Raw genomic sequence first — 16,621 nt, 5'->3', positions numbered from 1 at the left:
TGCTCAGGCCGCAGCCTTAGATGCATCCTTCAACAACTGAGCAACACGCTCAGAAGGTTGTGCACCAACGCTCAGCCAGTAGGCTACGCGCTCTTGGTTCACGGACAGACGGATTTCTTGACCACGAGCAACAGGGTTGAAGAAACCAACCTGTTCTTTGTGCGAACCGTCGCGCGGGTTGCGGCTGTCGGTTACGGTCAAGTGGTAAAACGGGCGCTTTTTGGAGCCGCCAAGGGCAAGACGGATTGTTAGCATGTGAACATCGTTCCTGTAGTCGGTGCTGCAAATCTAAAGGCACAGCGGGCATAGGTGCCCGAAAGGCCGCATATTCTAAGGAATATCCGGACTTTTGCAAATGTCTTTTTCCGACGGCCTTTCGGTCGTCATCCAGATTTGCTATAGAGCCGTCGTTGAAAACGGCCAGTCAGCTCCCGCCAAGTGCGGGTTTGCTGGAGTTCCCACATTTCTGTGGTACTGCGCCGACATGACTGCCGGCGCGAATTCTTTACATTTTCGGCATGCCGCCGCCGGGCAACATACCGCCCATGCCGCGCATCATTTTGGCCATTCCGCCTTTTGCGGAGAATTTCTTCATCATCTTCTGCATCTGCTTGTGCTGCTTGATCAAGCGACCGATGTCCTGCACCTGGGTGCCGGAACCCAACGAAATCCGACGTTTACGCGAACCGCTGATCAGGTCAGGGTCGCGGCGTTCGGCCGGGGTCATGGAATTGATGATGGCTTCCATCTGCTTGAACTGTTTCTCTGCCGCGCCCTGGGCATTGCCCATTTGCGCCAGGTCTCGCCGCCGATGTTCGGCAGCTTGTCCATGAGGCCGCCGAGGCCGCCCATATTCTTCATCTGTTGCAGCTGATCGCGGAAGTCTTCGAGGTCGAAGCCCTTGCCCTTCTTCAGCTTCTTGGCCAGTTTGTCGGCCTTGTCCTTGTCGAGGGTCGCTTCGGCCTGTTCGATCAGGCTGAGCACGTCGCCCATGCCGAGGATGCGCGAAGCAATACGCTCAGGGTGGAACGGTTCGAGCGCTTCGCTCTTCTCACCCATACCGATGAACTTGATCGGCTTGCCAGTGATAGCGCGGACCGACAGGGCGGCACCGCCCCGAGCGTCGCCGTCGACCTTGGTCAGGATCACACCGGTCAGCGGCAGCGCATCACCGAAGGCCTTGGCCGTGTTGGCGGCGTCCTGGCCGGTCATGGCGTCGACCACGAACAGGGTTTCGACCGGGTTGATCGCGGCATGCAGCGCCTTGATCTCGCCCATCATCTCTTCGTCGATGTGCAGACGACCGGCGGTATCGACGATCACCACGTCGATGAATTTCAGTTTTGCTTCTTTAATAGCTGCTTGCGCGATGTCGACCGGCTTCTGGCTCAGGTCGGACGGGAAGAAGGTAACACCCACTTCAGCGGCAAGCATTTCCAGCTGCTTGATCGCGGCCGGACGGTAAACGTCCGCGGACACGACCATGACCGATTTCTTTTTGCGCTCTTTAAGGAAGCGCGCGAGTTTACCGGCGGTGGTGGTTTTACCAGCGCCCTGCAAACCGGCCATCAGCACGACGGCTGGCGGAACGGCGCTCAGGTTCAGGTCTTCGTTGGCCGCGCCCATCAGGCTTTCGAGTTCGGCCTGGACGATCTTCACGAAGGCCTGGCCCGGCGTCAGGCTGCGCGACACCTCGGTGCCGACGGCGCGTTCCTTGACCGAATTGACGAAGTCCTTGACCACCGGCAGGGCGACGTCGGCTTCGAGCAACGCCATGCGCACTTCGCGCAGGGTGTCTTTGATGTTGTCCTCGGTCAGCTTGGCCTTGCCGGTGACATGGCGCAGCGTCTGCGAGAGACGGTCGGTTAAGTTTTCAAACATTGCGCGATCCTTTCAGGCCCTGTGTAGACCGGGATAATGGCGGCCCAGACCGGAATAAACATGTGCTCGGCGAGCCTGCGGCGTGGGCAGGTCGCGGATTATAGCGAAGACTGCGTCCGGCGGACACCTCGCTGTCAGGTTGTATGGTCTTTCGTGCAATGAGGGTTCTATGCCAAACTCAGCGCCTTTCGGGCTTGCCTAACAGGATTTATGCTCCCCTTGTCACCGAGTTTGCTTACTACCCTCGCCGCCGCCTGCTTATATGCCGCTGCGACCCTCTATCAGGGCACTCGTCTGGCCAGTGGCGCCAAGGCGAACAAGCGCCTGTTGGTCACGCTCGGCGTATTGGCCGTGCTGGCCCACAGCGCCAGTCTGTTCACTCATTTGCTGACGCCGATCGGCCTGGGCCTGGACTTCTTCAGCGCCGCCAGCCTGATTGCCGCGGCGGTTATCGCCCTGACCCTGCTGGCCTGCTCGCGGATTCCGGTCGAGAACCTGCTGGTGTTGCTGTTCCCGCTCGGGGCCGCAACCGTGCTGCTGGCACAGTTCGCCCCGGCCGGTACGGTGCAGATCATCGATGAGGAGCCAGGCATCCTCGCCCACATTCTGTTGTCGATCCTCGCCTACGGCATGTTCACCATCGCGGTGTTCCAGGCCTTGCTGTTGCTGGTGCAAGACCACCAGCTCAAAAACAAGCATCCGTCCGGGCTGATCAAGAACTTCCCGCCGCTGCAAACCATGGAAAGCCTGCTGTTCGGCTTCCTCTGGGCCGGCTGGACGCTGCTGTCGCTGTCGCTGATCTCAGGCTGGCTGTTCGTCGAGAACCTGTTTGCCCAACATCTGGTACACAAGACCCTGCTGGCCTGCCTGGCCTGGATCGTCTTCAGCGTATTGCTCTGGGGCCGTAATCGCCTCGGCTGGCGCGGGCATAAGGCGATCCGCTGGACCCTCGCCGGTTTCTGCCTGCTGATGCTGGCCTATTTCGGCAGCAAGCTGGTTCGTGAATACATTCTGCACATCTGACGGGCGGCAATAATGGACGACTTGCCCATAGGGCCGATGCTCGCAGTGATGGTTCTGCTGATTCTGTGGTCGGGGCTGTTTACCGCCATCGAAGTCGCGCAACAGCACCTGCTGGCCCAACGCACGGCGTCGCGCGCCAGTGACAAACCTGTGGCGAAGCTGAACTTCCCGCTCAACAGCCTGATCCTCTGCAACACCCTGTGCCGTGCACTGGTCATGGTCATCGCCACATTGCTGGCGATTTTCGCCTGGGCGGAAAAGGGCCCATGGGCCGCCTGCCTCGGAGCCGGCGCCATCTTGTTGGTGCTCGCCGACTACCTGCCTCGCACCCTCGCCGTACGCTATCCGGACGCGATTCTGAGCCTGGGCAACACCTTGCTCGGCGCGCCGCTGAAAATCATCTATCCCATCGCCTGGCTGCTCAATGGCTTCAGTCAATTGCTGATGCGACCGTTCGCCCGCAAGGTCAACGTGGTGCAACAGAGCGAAGACGAGGCGCCGGCGGAGCGCCACGACGATCAGGAACACGCCAACTGCCGCCCGCACGCGCTGTCGGGCATCCACGCCCTGGACAACATCACGGTCAACGACATCCTGGTGCCGCGCAGTGAGGTCGACGGGATCAACCTCGACGACTCCATCGAAGAGATCATCGAACAGTTGCGCAAAAACCGCCGCACGCGCCTGCCGGTGTTCCATAGCGACATCAACCAGGTCGAAGCCGTGCTCAACACCCGGCAGATCCGCCATCTGCTGCCGGACGCAAGCCTGACGGTCGAAGCGTTGCTGGCGGCCAGCCACGAACCGTACTTCGTCCCGGAAAGCACTCCGCTGCAACTGCAACTGCTGAACTTCCACAAGCAACAGCGGCGTTTGGGCATGGTGGTGGACGAGTACGGCGAAGTGCTTGGCATCGTCACCCTGGAAGATATCCTCGAGGAAATCGTCGGCGAGTTCGAAAGCGAGCACAGCCTGGACAACCCACATGTCCACCCGCAGGCCGATGGTCGACTGGTGATTGAGGGCGCGGCGTCGATTCGCGAACTGAACAAGAGCCTGGGCTGGCACCTGCCCAGCGATGGGCCAAAAACCCTGAACGGCTTGGTGACCGAGGCGCTGGAAACCATTCCCGAAAGCGCGGTTTGCCTGAAGATCGGGCGTTATCGGTTGGAGATTCTCGAGACCGAAGACAACCGGGTTACTCGGGTGATGGTGTGGCATACCAGTTCGGTTCCGGTGCTTTCCAAAATCTGACGCGGTCCTTTTGCTTAAGGCGCAGAACCCAGTGGGAGCGGGCTTGCTCGCGAAGGCGATTTCATATTCAGCAGAGATGTTGACTGATAGCCCGCTTTCGCGAGCAAGCCCGCTCCCACATGGAATTCACCTGACTGACTGGCATTGGGGTTGCCCCCATAACCACTAAGCCCCCGCAAACTCTAAGCCCCTTGTTGAATCATTAGCCGCCTTCCTATAATCGAGCCGCTTACCCAAGCCCCGCCCTACCCCAGTGCTACCCGCACGCTGCGTTAAACCCACATCCCTGGGTGTTCGACCATAATAATTCGCTCCACTGGAGCATGACTGTCAGGGATCACCGCATGACGACCAGCACCGTTTACAGCGACACCGCGCCTGTCCAACCGACGAACTCCGCCACCCGCGTGGCCACCGCGAGCTTCATCGGCACTGCCATCGAGTTCTACGATTTTTACGTCTATGCCACCGCCGCCGCGCTGGTGATCGGGCCGGTGTTCTTTCCACAGACCTCCGGCACTGCCCAGATGCTCTCGGCGTTTCTCACGTTCGGCATTGCCTTCCTTGCACGACCATTGGGTTCAGCACTGTTTGGCCACTTCGGCGACCGCATTGGGCGCAAATCGACACTGGTCGCGTCGTTGCTGCTGATGGGCGTCTGCACCACGCTGATTGGTGTGCTGCCGGGTTACGACAGCATCGGGGCTTGGGCGCCGATCCTGCTCTGTGTGCTGCGCTTCGGCCAAGGCCTGGGATTGGGCGGCGAATGGGGCGGCGCGGCGCTGTTAGCAACGGAGAATGCGCTCCGAAGGGCAAACGCGCCTGGTACGGAACCTTCCCGCAGGTCGGCGCGCCGATCGGCTTCCTGGCGGCCAACGGTTTGTTCCTGACGCTGGCCATGACCCTGAACGACGAACAGTTCCGCGCCTGGGGCTGGCGGATTCCGTTCCTGTTGAGCGCCTTACTGGTGATGGTCGGCCTGTACGTGCGCCTCAAACTCCACGAAACTCCGGTGTTCGCCAATGCCATGGCCCGTCAGGAACGGGTGAAGATCCCGCTGGTCGAGCTGTTCAGCCAATACTGGGCGCCGATGTTGCTGGGTGCCGGGTCGATGGTGGTCTGCTACGCGCTGTTCTATATCTCGACGGTGTTTTCCCTGAGTTATGGCGTATCGACGTTGGGCTACACCCGCGAAACCTTCCTCGCGCTGCTGTGCTTTGCCGTACTGTTCATGGCCGCCGCTACGCCTTTATCGGCGTGGGCCAGTGACCGTTACGGGCGCAAACCAGTGCTGATCATCGGTGGCGTGCTGGCGATTCTGTCCGGGTTCTTGATGGAACCGCTGCTGACCCACGGCACGACCTGGGGCGTGGCGCTGTTCTTGTGCATCGAGCTGTTTCTGATGGGCGTGACATTTGCGCCGATGGGCGCGTTGTTGCCGGAGCTGTTTCCGACTCACGTGCGCTATACCGGTGCGTCGGCAGCCTACAACCTCGGCGGCATAGTCGGGGCCTCAGCGGCGCCGTTCTTTGCGCAGAAACTGGTGGCGATGGGGGGTTTGAGTTATGTCGGCGGGTATGTGTCGGGGGCGGCGGTGCTCAGCTTGATAGCGGTGCTGTGCCTGAAAGAGACGCGTCACAACGATTTGAATCGGGTGGCCTGATAGACCGCCATCGCGAGCAAGCTCGCTCCCACATGGGAATCGGGGGTGTACACACAATCTGTGGACAACCAAGAACCCTGTGGGAGCGAGCTTGCTCGCGATAGCCGCGCCTCGGTTTACAGCTCTACTACAACAGCCTGAGATGCACGGGTCGCTTTAGCACGAGCCGCTTCAATCGATTCATCCCGTGCCAACGCCACGCCCATCCGGCGCTGACCGTTAACTTCAGGCTTACCGAACAGACGCAACGCCGTATCCGGTTCGCTCAATGCCGCACCGAGGTTGGAGAAAGCGGTCTGAGTCGACTGCCCTTCCACCAGAATCACCGCCGAAGCCGAAGGCCCGAACTGACGGATCAACGGAATCGGCAGCCCCAGAATCGCCCGAGCATGCAGCGCGAACTGCGACAGGTCCTGGGAAATCAGGGTCACCAAGCCAGTGTCATGCGGGCGCGGCGACACTTCGCTGAACCACACCTGATCACCTTTGATGAACAACTCGACGCCAAACAGACCACGACCACCCAAGGCTTCGGTCACGGCTTTGGCGACGCGCTCGGATTCAGCCAGGGCAATCGGGCTCATGGCTTGTGGCTGCCAGGATTCCTGGTAGTCGCCCTTCTCCTGACGGTGACCGACCGGCGCGCAGAACGTGGTGCCGCCGACGTGACGCACAGTCAGCAAGGTGATTTCGTAGTCGAAGTCGATGAAGCCTTCGATGATCACCCGACCTTTACCGGCACGCCCCCTTCCTGGGCGTAGTCCCACGCGGTTTTCACGTCAGCGGCGCTGCGCAGCAGGCTCTGGCCTTTGCCCGAGGAACTCATCACCGGTTTGACCACGCATGGGAAACCGAGGTCTTCGACAGCTTTGCTGTAATCCTCAAAGGTGTCGGCGAAGTGGTACGGCGAGGTCGGCAGGTCCAGCTCTTCAGCGGCCAGGCGACGGATGCCTTCGCGGTTCATGGTCAGCAGCGCGGCGCGCGCGGTCGGGATCACGGTGAAGCCTTCGGCTTCCAGCTCGACCAGGGTCGCGGTGGCGATGGCTTCGATTTCCGGCACGATGAAGTGCGGCTTCTCGGCTTCGATTACGGCAGCAGGGCGGCGCCGTCGAGCATGTTGATCACATGGCTGCGATGGGCGACTTGCATGGCCGGCGCGTTGGCGTAACGATCGACGGCAATCACTTCAACGCCCAGGCGTTGCAGCTCGATCACCACTTCCTTGCCCAACTCGCCACAGCCACACAGCAATACGCGGGTCGCGGTTGGCGACAATGGAGTTCCGATACGGGTCATCTCAGGTCCTCAAAGAAGCGGATCATCGAGGGAACAACGCTTGGCGCGCTTCCCATGGGGAGAAAGCGCGGCATTTTACATGAACCTGAGGGTTTGGCTTTAGCTGGCGACGGCCTGTTTGCGCAGGCGCCAGGCCATGATCAGCCAGACGGCCGTCACCCCGACGAACTTCGAGCCCATGGCGGTGAGGATGACGGCCGGGGTGAACGCGCCGATCATGCCAAAGAAGATGAAGGTATCGAGGGGAATGCTCAGGGCCGAACTTATCCACAGCCGATCGTGCAACGGGCGCTTGGTGATGCTGAACACCAGCCAGTCGATGCACTCGGACACCGCGAATGCCGTGGCACTGGCCAGGGCGATGGATGGATCGGACGTCACGTAAGACAGCACCAGCGCCGCCAGCATCGCGGCGATGGCGCCGTGGCCGAAGCGGGTTTGCACCATGTCGCGCAGCACAAACACCAGCCCGCCCCAGGCCGACCAGATGATGTCCAGGTGCGGGGCGGTGGAAAAGGCGTAGTTGATCAGCACGACGCTGCTGATGTAGGAGATCAGGAAGAGCATGGGGCGTGGGGATACCTGTCAGTTTGGTGGACAGGGTACTTCAGACAGGTGAATTGGGCCAAGAGAGGTAGTGAGGGTGATGGCCTCTTCGCGAGCAAGCCCGCTCCCACATTGGACCGCGCCCGCCAAGACAACTCGGTCTACTGTGGGAGCGGGCTTGCTCGCGAAGGCCGCACCTCAATTATCGGATTTGACCCCGATCATCCAAAGCAACCCGCTCGACTTGGCCCGCTCATGACACAAACCCAACACCTTGCGCCGCTCCGCATTGTCCATCCGGCTCCAACGGGTAATCTCTTCCACCGTGCGCTGGCACCCGGTGCAAATATCCTGCTCATCCAGTGCGCAAATGTTTACGCAGGGGGATAGCACCGGTCGTTCAGTGGCGTTCATTCTTCCTGCTCGACCAGATCGCGGGCGTAGCGCTGCGAGTTATGCACATAGTGGGCGGCGCTGGCTTCGAGCATTTTCTTCTGTGGCTCGGTGAGTTCGCGCACAACCTTGCCCGGCGAGCCCATGACCAGCGAACCGTCCGGGATCTCCTTGCCTTCACCGATCAGCGAGTTGGCGCCGATGATGCAGTTCTTGCCGATTTTCGCGCCGTTGAGGATCACCGCGTTGATGCCGATCAGGCTGTAGTCGCCCACCGTGCACCCGTGGAGCATGGCGTTGTGGCCGATGGTCACGCCGGTGCCGATGATCAGCGGGTAGCCCATGTCGGTGTGCATCACCGTGCCGTCCTGGACGTTGCTGTTCTTGCCGATCAGGATCAGTTCATTGTCGCCACGCAACACGGCGTTGAACCAGACATTGGCGCCCTCTTCCAGCTTGACCTTGCCCACCAGCACAGCATTGGGGGCAACCCAGCTCTGTGGATGGGTTTCGACGCGGGCGTCGCCCAGGCGATATTTCATCTTATTGTCCTCAAGGCTCAGGCAGCCGCGCTGTCTTGCCATACGAAAGATGGCTTCAAATATTGATAAAGCTTTTGGGTGGGTGGTGCAGGCTGATGTCGGCGTCATAAAGCAGGTTGATCAACTCGACGATCATGATCGCGGTCAAACCCCAGATCTTGTATTCACCATAACGATAGCTCGGCACATACCAACTGCGACCCTGGTAATCGATGCGATGCGTGTGTTCGCGCGGGTCTTCTCGAAAGAACTCCAGAGGCACGCTGAACACAGCCGCAATTTCGGCATCGTTGGCCAGGTATTCGACGTAATCAGGAATGACGCCGACATAGGGCGTGACCTTGATGCCGTGCAGGGAGATCAGCGGACTGAGCGGGCCGATCACTTCCACCAGCCCCGGCGGCAGGCCGATTTCTTCTTCGGCTTCGCGTAAGGCAGTGAAAATAAGGTCAGGGTCTTCGGGGTCGCGTCGCCCGCCGGGGAAGGCGACTTCGCCGCCATGGGTCGAGAGCCCGCTGGCGCGCAGGGTCAGAACCAGTTCCGGTTCGTCACTGCGGGTGATCGGCACGAGTACCGCCGCCTCGGGGAAACGCTTGTCGGTTTCCAGGGTGCGTGGCGTGTGGTTGCTTACCCGATGCAGTAGCTCGTCCAGCATGAGTGTTCTCGATCTGTGCCTGTAGGGTCTGTTGACGTTTGCTGACGACCGCGTTGCGCGCCAACGCGCGCGATGCTGCGTTGCGGGATTTGCCAAGGGAACAGACATTAGCTGCATCCCGCGCCTTGCCTCGCACGCGTTGGCACTGCAACGCGGTTCGCCAGCAAACGTCAACAGACCCTATGCATCATGCACCAATCACACCGACCGCCCAACCCCCGAACTACCGCATGTCGCGAAACGACAACTTGCCGACAGACACTGCCGCACGCCAAGATAGGCGCAGCATTCAGGAACCCAAGCATGAAATTTTGCAGCCAGTGCGGCAACCCGGTCACCCAGCGCATTCCCGAAGGCGATTCGCGCCTGCGATTTGTCTGTGACAGCTGTCAGACCATTCACTATCAGAACCCCAATATCGTCGCCGGTTGCGTCGCGACCTGGGGCTCGAAGGTGTTGCTGTGCCGGCGAGCCATCGAGCCACGACTCGGCTACTGGACGCTGCCTGCCGGCTTCATGGAAAACGGCGAGACTGTCGAGCAGGCCGCCGTGCGCGAGACCGCCGAAGAAGCCTGCGCCCGGGTCCGCAACCTGAGCATCTATACGCTGATTGATGTGCCGCACATCAGTCAGGTGCATGTATTCTTCCGCGCCGAGCTGGTGGACCTGGACTTTTGCGCCGGCCCCGAGAGCCTGGAAGTGCAGCTTTTCGAAGAAGCCGATATCCCTTGGTCCGAGCTGGCTTTCCGCACGGTGGGCCGTACTTTAGAATGCTTCTTCGCTGACCGGCAGACGGAGGTCTACCCGGTGCGTTCCGAGTCGATTCCGCCACTGACTCAGCCAGCCATCATCTAAGCTCTTATCAGTACTTATAAATAGTCGCGACACCTCTAGGGATATCGTTTCAATGCGCTGGTTGCTTGCCCTGTTTTGCCTGTCATTCGTTGTCGTGTCCCAGGCCTCCACCGTGGTCACTCTGGATGGCAAGCCCATCGAAAAAGTGCTGATACTCAAATCCGCCCATCAATTGCAATTGATCGCCGACGGCAAGCCGCTACGAACCTACCGTATCTCCTTGGGCAAACAACCCCGGGGCGCGAAGCTGATGGAAGGCGACAAGCGCACGCCAGAGGGTTTTTACTGGGTGGATTGGCGCAAGGTCAGTGACCGTTTCAACCTGGCGATGCACATCTCCTACCCGAACATTGCCGATTCCGCTCGCTCCCGGCGCGAAGGCGTCGATCCCGGCGGCATGATCATGATCCACGGCACCCCCGACACCTACGACTACCCGGAAAACCTGTTCCACACCCTGGACTGGACCGACGGCTGCATCGCCATGCGCAACATGGACATGCGCGAGGTCTGGGGACTTGTGCCGGATGGCACGATGATCGAGATTCGGCCTTAACCCCTCTTCTGCAATTGCGCCGAGCCTTTGCGGCCAGGGGGCTTTTTGTGGCGAGGGAGCTTGCTCCCGCTGGGCTGCGAAGCGGCCCCAAATTTGATCTGGCACCGCGCTCTCTGATTTTAGGGCCGCTTCGCGCCCCAGCGGGAGCAAGCTCCCTCGCCACAAAAGCATCGCGTCGCCGCAAATCCCCTCTCTCGACCGCTACCTTCTGTCGCCCTCCGAAAAAATAAATCAAAAGATCGCAGCCTTCGGCAGCTCCCACGGTGGAGATACCAATTCCCACTGTAGGAGCTGCCGCAGGCTGCGATCTTTGCTTCTGTAATCCCCGCCCGTAATACCACTTAAAGCCAACCCCCACTAAACCAGCCCAGCAGGCCCGGTTTTCCTGCGCTTCGAGCAAAGTGGTCTCATTGACATGGTATTTAAGTGGTATTACGTTTCGTCCTACAACCGGGCGACAACAATCCAATATCCGCATCGGAAACAACCTACATGAATGACATCCAGGCCCTACGTCCTGACGACTCCCAGCCGACGCCGCTGTACCTGCAACTGGCGCGCAACCTGGAAGCGGCGATCCACGCTGGCCAATGGAAAGCCGAACAAGCCATGCCGTCGGAGCGCAGCCTCAGTGAATTGCTGGGCATCTCCCGCGTCACCGCGCGCAAGGCGCTGGAAGTCTTGTTCGATCAAGGCCTGATCCGCCGCAACCAGGGTTCCGGCACCTTCATCACCCCACGCCTGGAACAACCGCTGTCGCGCCTCTCCGGCTTCAGCGAAATGCTCCGTCTCAAAGGCTTCGTCCCCGGCTCGCAGTGGCTGGAGCGGGAAATCACCCCGCCAACCCACGAAGAACTGATCCGCCTCGGCCTCTCGCCCAACGACAAGGTCGCGCGGCTCAAACGCCTGCGCAAAGCCGATGACACGGTGATGGCGATCGAGATGAGCACCCTGCCCGCCTCGATCATTCCCAAGCCGCAAGCGGTGGGCGATTCCCTCTACGAATTCCTCGACGGCATCGGCAAACCGATCGTCCGCGCCTTGCAGCACATTCAGGCGATCAACGCCTCGGACGAATTCGCCGCGCTGGTCGGCATCGCCCCCGGCACTGCCATGTTGCTGATGACCCGGGTCGGCTATCTGGAAGACAACACCCCGATCGAAGTCACCGACACCTATTGCCGCAACGACTACTACGACTTTGTCGCAGAGCTCCGTAGATAAAGAGCGTCGTCGATAAATACGCAACCGAGAACCGATCATGTCCGAAGACAACATCCTCACCGCCCACGGCTGGGTTCGCGGCCGGCTGATTCACCAACACGGCAAAGTCGTGTCCATCGAAGGCGTGCCCTGCGATCCGGCCGACAACGACCTGCCTTACCTGCTGCCAGGTTTCATCGACCTGCACGTTCACGGTGGCGGCGGCAAAGACATCATGGAAGGCGCCACAGCCTTCGAAACCATCACCAAAACCCACGTGCGTTTCGGTACCACCTCGCTGCTGGCGACCACCATGACCGCGCCATCGGAAGAGATTTCCAGCGTGCTCAAAGCCGTCGGCGAATACTGCGAGCAGCGGCCGAAAGGCAGCGCCCGGGTGCTCGGCGTGCACCTTGAAGGCCCGTACATCAACCCCGGCAAACTCGGCGCGCAACCGAATTTCGCCCACACCGCGTTGATGACCGAAGTCGAAGAATACCTGGCGCTGGCGCCGATCCGTGTGATCACCATTGCCCCGGAAATCGCCGGCCACGACGGTTTGATCCGGGCCCTCAGCGCTCGCGGCGTGCGCATGCAAATCGGCCATACGCTCGGCAGTTACGAGGAAGGCGTGGCCGCACTGGATGCCGGCGCCACCAGTTTCACCCACCTCTATAACGCCATGAGCCCGCTGCATCACCGCGAGCCGGGCATCGTCGGCGCGGCATTGGCCCACGCCAAATACGCCGAACTGATTCCAGACTTGCTGCACGTTCACCCCGGCGCGATGCGCGTCGCACTGCGCTCGATCCCGTGCCTGTATTGCGTCACCGATTCCACCGCCGCCGCTGGCATGCCGGACGGTGAATACAAGCTCGGCAGCCACACCGTGACCAAATGCCTGGGCGGTGTGCGCCTGGCCGACGGCACCCTGGCCGGCAGCACCCTGACCATGGATCAGGCGTTGCGCAACCTGGTGAAGATCGGTTTGCCAATCGCCGAGGCCTCGCAACGTCTTTCGCAATTCCCCGCCGACTACCTCGGCATCCCCGAACGCGGCCGCCTGCAACCCGGCAGCTGGGCCGACTGCGTGCGCCTGGATCGCTCACTCACACTGACCGCCGTCATGGTCGAAGGAGAAGACATTGACTTCAAAAATGCTTGAAGAGGCGCTGTCCTCGTTCGAGGCCGTGCAAGCCCAATTGCAACAACTCGACCCACAGATGATCGAGATCGCCGGACGCCTGCGCCGTCAGCCACCGCAAGTGGCGATGACCATTGCCCGTGGCAGCTCCGACCACGCGGCGAGTTACTTTGCCTACCTGACCATGCAGCAACTGGGCATTCCGGTGGCGTCGTTGCCAATGTCGGTGGTGACCATGCAACAGGCGCCGTTGAAGGTCAGCGGCCAGGTCGCGTTCGCCTTCTCGCAATCGGGGCAAAGTCCGGACCTGGTGAACAGCCTGCGTCTGCTGCGCAAACGTGGCGCCCTGAGCATTTCGATGGTCAACGCTGAAGGTTCACCGCTGGAAGCGGCGTGTGAGTTCAGCTTGCCGCTGTTGGCCGGCACCGAAAGCAGCGTCGCCGCAACCAAGAGTTTTATCGCCACCCTCAGCGCCAGCGCGCGGCTTATTGCGCACTGGAAAGACGACGTGGAATTGCTGGAGGCCGGCAACGCCCTGCCGCAAGGTCTGCGCGATGCAGCGCAGCAGGATTGGAGCCTGGCCATCGACGCCTTACGCGATTGCCAGCGCCTGATGGTGATCGGCCGTGGCGCCGGTTTTGCCATCGCTCAGGAAGCCGCGCTGAAATTCAAGGAAACCTCGGCGATCCAGGCCGAAGCCTTCAGCAGCGCCGAAGTCCGTCACGGCCCGATGGCGTTGATCGGCGAGCAATACCCGCTGCTGGTGTTCGCCCCGCCGCGGTGCCGAGCAGGCCGGTTTGCTGAGTCTGGCCGCCGACATGCGCCAGCGCGGCGCCCGCGTATTGCTGGCTGCGCCGGATGACGTCACTGAGCGCGACCTGACCCTGACCCGCGCAGAGCACCCGGCCCTCGATCCGATTCTGGCAATCCAGAGTTTCTATGTGATGGCCGCCGGTTTGGCCGTCGCCCGTGGCATGGACCCGGACCAGCCGCGGCACTTGAGCAAAGTGACGCGCACGCACTAAGCCTGAACTTTGACTGCATTCCTGATGAGTACCGAGCCATGCACAACAATAATAAAGAGCTGACCTTAAGCGCCCCGCTCAGCGGCCCGGTGCTCACGCTCGCCAAAGTCCCGGACCCGGTGTTCGCCAGTGGCGCCATGGGTGACGGGATCGCCATCGACCCGCTGAACGACACGCTGCATGCACCCTGCGCCGGTGTCGTGGTGCACGTCGCCCGCACCGGCCACGCCATCACCTTGCGCGCCGACAACGGCGCCGAATTGCTCCTGCACCTGGGCCTCGACACCGTCGAGTTGCAGGGCGAAGGCTTCTCGGTGCTGGTCAAGGAAGGCGCGCGGGTCAGCAATGGCCAGCCGTTGCTGCGCTATGACCTGGACAAGGTCGCACAGCAGTGCAAAAGCCTGGTCAGCCTGATGATCCTGACCAACAGCCAGGACTTTCAGGCGCGGCCGATTACATTGAAATCGGTGAAGGTTGGTGATCCGCTCCTGCACATCGTTCGACGACTGGCCAATGGTGCCCAGGCTGAAGTCGAAGTGTCCGGTATTGAAGTTCACGGCCATGTGCGCATCGCTCATCGCGGTGGGTTACATGCACGGCCAGCCGCGCTGATTCGTCAGACAGCGCAAGGCTTCAAGAGCAAGTCGCTGCTGCATTTCGCCGGTAAGTCGGCGTCTTGCGACAGTTTGATCGGGCTCATGAGCCTGGCCATCGGCGAGCAGGAAGAAGTTCAAGTCAGCACTCAGGGCCCGGATGCTAAAGCGGCGTTGCAGGCGTTGTTGAGCGCGTTATCCACAGCCCTGGTCGAAGACAGTCACGCTGCGGCGCCAGTATCGATTGCCCAGCGTCATCGCGCGGCTGAAGTGGGTGTGTTGCACGGTGTTTGCGCGGCGCCCGGTCTGGTCGCTGGGCCACTGTTTCAGTTGAACGCGATCAGTCTGCCTGTGGACGCCGGCAGCCACGATCCCGAGCAACAACTGCGCGCCCTCGACACTGCGCTGAACGTCGTGCGCAGCGAAATCGATCACACCCTGACCCAGGCCAGAAAGCACAAAAACACCGACGAAGAAGCGATCTTCGCCGCGCACGTGGCGTTGCTCGAAGACCCGGCGTTGCTGGATGCGGCGGCACAATCAATAGGCCAAGGCATGGCCGCAACCCACGCCTGGAGCCAAGCGATCGACGTGCAATGCGACGTCCTTCAGCAACTCGGCAGCGCATTGCTAGCCGAACGCGCCAACGATCTGCGCGACCTCAAACAACGGGTATTGCGTGCCTTGCTGGGTGAAGCCTGGCACTACGACGTGCCGGCCGCTGCCATCGTCGTCGCCCACGAATTAACGCCTTCGGACTTGCTGCAACTGAGCCAGCAAGGTGTCGCTGGCTTGTGCATGGCGGCGGGCGGCGCGACGTCCCACGTGGCGATTCTGGCTCGCGGCAAAGGTCTGCCGTGCATGGTTGCGCTGGGTTCGGCGCTGCTGGATCAGAAGCAAGGCCAAGCGGTGGTGCTGGATGCCGACGGCGGTCGCCTCGAACTGACGCCGACCGCCGAGCGCTTGGCCGAGGTTCGTCAGGCACAACTCGATCACCAACAACGTCGCGCCGAGCAACAGGCCCAGGCGCACACCCCGGCGCGAACCCTCGACGGCGTGCACATTGAAATCGCAGCCAACGTGGCATCAAGTTCTGAAGCAGCCGATGCGTTGGCCAATGGCGCCGATGGCGTCGGTCTGTTGCGCACCGAGTTTCTCTTCGTTGATCGCAACACCGCGCCGGACGAACAGGAGCAGCGCCTCGCCTACCAAGCCGTGCTCGACGCCATGGGCGACAAGTCGGTGATCATCCGCACCATCGACGTCGGCGGCGACAAGCAACTCGACTATCTACCGCTGCCGGTCGAAGCGAACCCGGTACTCGGTCTGCGCGGTATTCGCCTGGCTCAGGTACGGCCGGAACTGCTCGATCAACAACTGCGCGCGCTGCTGCACGTCAGCCCGTTATCGCGCTGCCGGATCCTGTTGCCGATGGTCACCGAAGTCGATGAGCTGCTGCACATCCGCCAACGCCTCGACGCCTTGTGCACCGAGCTGGAACTGACGCAGCGCCCGGAGCTGGGCGTGATGATCGAAGTCCCGGCCGCCGCGCTACTGGCCGAGCAGCTTGCAGAGCATGCGGACTTCCTGTCCATCGGCACCAACGATTTGTCCCAGTACACCCTGGCCATGGACCGCGACCACGCCGGCCTCGCTTCACGAGTCGACGCGTTGCACCCGGCGCTGCTGCGATTGATCGCCCAGACCTGCGCGGGCGCGGCGGTGCATAACCGTTGGGTCGGGGTGTGCGGTGCGCTGGCCTCCGATCCGCTGGCCACGCCGGTACTGATCGGTTTGGGTATCAGCGAGTTGTCTGTAAGCCCGGTGCAGATCGGTGAAATCAAGGACCGCGTGCGCCATCTGGACGCGAGCGAATGCCGACGCATCAGCCAGGGCTTGCTCAAGTTGAGCAGCGCCGCCGCTGTGCGTCATGCCTGTCACCAACATTGGCCTCTGAGCTGAACAACAAAAGCTCTATAACAAAAAAGAATC

12 protein-coding genes and 4 pseudogenes are annotated in these 16,621 nt (G+C 61.2%); 9 read left to right on the top strand and 7 right to left on the bottom strand.

All coding sequences use genetic code 11. The features are described from left to right. Positions 1-3 precede the first annotated feature (3 nt). Both rpsP and ffh read right to left on the bottom strand, forming a co-directional pair. Positions 4-255, bottom strand: coding sequence for a 30S ribosomal protein S16 (rpsP, locus tag RHM58_RS14190; protein WP_201195607.1), 252 nt, complete (start codon positions 253-255; stop codon positions 4-6). Between the two features lie 250 nt (positions 256-505). After that, positions 506-1,881 (bottom strand): annotated as a pseudogene (ffh, locus tag RHM58_RS14185) (signal recognition particle protein). A gap of 210 nt (positions 1,882-2,091) precedes the next feature. Between ffh and RHM58_RS14180 the strand changes: the two are divergent. The 3 genes and pseudogenes from RHM58_RS14180 to RHM58_RS14170 all read left to right on the top strand — a co-directional run bounded on the left by RHM58_RS14180 (position 2,092) and on the right by RHM58_RS14170 (position 5,821). Continuing rightward, the gene (locus RHM58_RS14180) at positions 2,092-2,904 is read left to right on the top strand and encodes a cytochrome C assembly family protein (RefSeq protein WP_201200891.1); all 813 of its coding nucleotides are present in this window, start codon (positions 2,092-2,094) and stop codon (positions 2,902-2,904) included. Positions 2,905-2,916: 12 nt separating this feature from the next. Then, positions 2,917-4,158 (top strand): transporter associated domain-containing protein, encoded by a 1,242-nt coding sequence (locus tag RHM58_RS14175; RefSeq protein WP_201256225.1) that lies wholly within the window; start codon positions 2,917-2,919, stop codon positions 4,156-4,158. A 344-nt stretch (positions 4,159-4,502) separates the two neighbouring features. Then, positions 4,503-5,821: pseudogene (locus RHM58_RS14170) on the top strand (MFS transporter). Positions 5,822-5,937: 116 nt separating this feature from the next. On the opposite strand, the pseudogene purT reads toward RHM58_RS14170, so the two are convergent. From purT to RHM58_RS14145, 5 genes and pseudogenes are all read right to left on the bottom strand, one after another. Next, positions 5,938-7,117: pseudogene (purT, locus tag RHM58_RS14165) on the bottom strand (formate-dependent phosphoribosylglycinamide formyltransferase). Positions 7,118-7,216: 99 nt separating this feature from the next. Next, a complete protein-coding gene (locus RHM58_RS14160) occupies positions 7,217-7,684 on the bottom strand; it encodes a VUT family protein (RefSeq protein ID WP_201200880.1) in 468 nt (155 codons plus the stop codon). 177 nt (positions 7,685-7,861) lie between these two features. Continuing rightward, positions 7,862-8,077: a DUF1289 domain-containing protein gene (locus RHM58_RS14155; protein ID WP_201200876.1), complete on the bottom strand. Its 216-nt coding sequence runs from the start codon at positions 8,075-8,077 to the stop codon at positions 7,862-7,864. After that, positions 8,074-8,598 carry a gamma carbonic anhydrase family protein gene (locus RHM58_RS14150; RefSeq protein WP_201200874.1) on the bottom strand — a complete coding sequence of 175 codons (525 nt, stop codon included), beginning with the start codon at positions 8,596-8,598 and terminating at the stop codon, positions 8,074-8,076. Before RHM58_RS14150 ends, RHM58_RS14155 begins: the two co-directional genes overlap by 4 nt. A 55-nt stretch (positions 8,599-8,653) precedes the next feature. Then, a complete protein-coding gene (locus tag RHM58_RS14145; RefSeq protein WP_201195620.1) occupies positions 8,654-9,253 on the bottom strand; it encodes a CoA pyrophosphatase in 600 nt (199 codons plus the stop codon). Between the two features lie 303 nt (positions 9,254-9,556). On the opposite strand from RHM58_RS14145, the gene RHM58_RS14140 reads away from it, so the two are divergent. The 6 genes and pseudogenes from RHM58_RS14140 to ptsP all read left to right on the top strand — a co-directional run bounded on the left by RHM58_RS14140 (position 9,557) and on the right by ptsP (position 16,591). Next, positions 9,557-10,108, top strand: coding sequence for an NUDIX hydrolase (locus RHM58_RS14140; protein WP_201200872.1), 552 nt, complete (start codon positions 9,557-9,559; stop codon positions 10,106-10,108). Positions 10,109-10,160: 52 nt separating this feature from the next. After that, positions 10,161-10,664, top strand: coding sequence for a L,D-transpeptidase family protein (locus RHM58_RS14135; RefSeq protein ID WP_201200870.1), 504 nt, complete (start codon positions 10,161-10,163; stop codon positions 10,662-10,664). A gap of 492 nt (positions 10,665-11,156) precedes the next feature. Next, positions 11,157-11,888 (top strand): GntR family transcriptional regulator, encoded by a 732-nt coding sequence (locus RHM58_RS14130; RefSeq protein ID WP_092272830.1) that lies wholly within the window; start codon positions 11,157-11,159, stop codon positions 11,886-11,888. Positions 11,889-11,925: 37 nt separating this feature from the next. After that, on the top strand, positions 11,926-13,032 hold the full coding sequence (nagA, locus tag RHM58_RS14125; RefSeq protein ID WP_322270602.1) for an N-acetylglucosamine-6-phosphate deacetylase: 1,107 nt from the start codon (positions 11,926-11,928) through the stop codon (positions 13,030-13,032). After that, a pseudogene (locus tag RHM58_RS14120) lies at positions 13,013-14,036 on the top strand (SIS domain-containing protein). The gene nagA and the pseudogene RHM58_RS14120 overlap by 20 nt, the downstream one beginning before the upstream one ends. Before the next feature lie 38 nt (positions 14,037-14,074). Beyond that, positions 14,075-16,591: a phosphoenolpyruvate--protein phosphotransferase gene (ptsP, locus tag RHM58_RS14115; protein ID WP_201200862.1), complete on the top strand. Its 2,517-nt coding sequence runs from the start codon at positions 14,075-14,077 to the stop codon at positions 16,589-16,591. Positions 16,592-16,621 lie beyond the last annotated feature (30 nt).

It is taken from the genome of Pseudomonas sp. 10S4, from assembly GCF_034344865.1.
In the GTDB taxonomy this organism is placed as follows: Bacteria; Pseudomonadota; Gammaproteobacteria; order Pseudomonadales; family Pseudomonadaceae; genus Aquipseudomonas.
Note: the sequence above shows the minus strand (reverse complement) of the source record. Positions and strands in the feature narration are given on the sequence as shown.

Excerpts from the sequence above, each read along its gene's own strand:
- RHM58_RS14160 (WP_201200880.1), bottom strand. The coding sequence starts at position 7,684 with ATGCTCTTCCTGATCTCCTACATCAGCAGCGTCGTGCTGATCAACTAC.
- nagA (WP_322270602.1), top strand. The coding sequence starts at position 11,926 with ATGTCCGAAGACAACATCCTCACCGCCCACGGCTGGGTTCGCGGCCGG.
- RHM58_RS14150 (WP_201200874.1), bottom strand. The coding sequence starts at position 8,598 with ATGAAATATCGCCTGGGCGACGCCCGCGTCGAAACCCATCCACAGAGC.
- RHM58_RS14135 (WP_201200870.1), top strand. The coding sequence starts at position 10,161 with ATGCGCTGGTTGCTTGCCCTGTTTTGCCTGTCATTCGTTGTCGTGTCC.
- RHM58_RS14155 (WP_201200876.1), bottom strand. The coding sequence starts at position 8,077 with ATGAACGCCACTGAACGACCGGTGCTATCCCCCTGCGTAAACATTTGC.
- RHM58_RS14175 (WP_201256225.1), top strand. The coding sequence starts at position 2,917 with ATGGACGACTTGCCCATAGGGCCGATGCTCGCAGTGATGGTTCTGCTG.
- RHM58_RS14130 (WP_092272830.1), top strand. The coding sequence starts at position 11,157 with ATGAATGACATCCAGGCCCTACGTCCTGACGACTCCCAGCCGACGCCG.
- RHM58_RS14140 (WP_201200872.1), top strand. The coding sequence starts at position 9,557 with ATGAAATTTTGCAGCCAGTGCGGCAACCCGGTCACCCAGCGCATTCCC.
- RHM58_RS14180 (WP_201200891.1), top strand. The coding sequence starts at position 2,092 with ATGCTCCCCTTGTCACCGAGTTTGCTTACTACCCTCGCCGCCGCCTGC.
- RHM58_RS14145 (WP_201195620.1), bottom strand. The coding sequence starts at position 9,253 with ATGCTGGACGAGCTACTGCATCGGGTAAGCAACCACACGCCACGCACC.
- rpsP (WP_201195607.1), bottom strand. The coding sequence starts at position 255 with ATGCTAACAATCCGTCTTGCCCTTGGCGGCTCCAAAAAGCGCCCGTTT.
- ptsP (WP_201200862.1), top strand. The coding sequence starts at position 14,075 with ATGCACAACAATAATAAAGAGCTGACCTTAAGCGCCCCGCTCAGCGGC.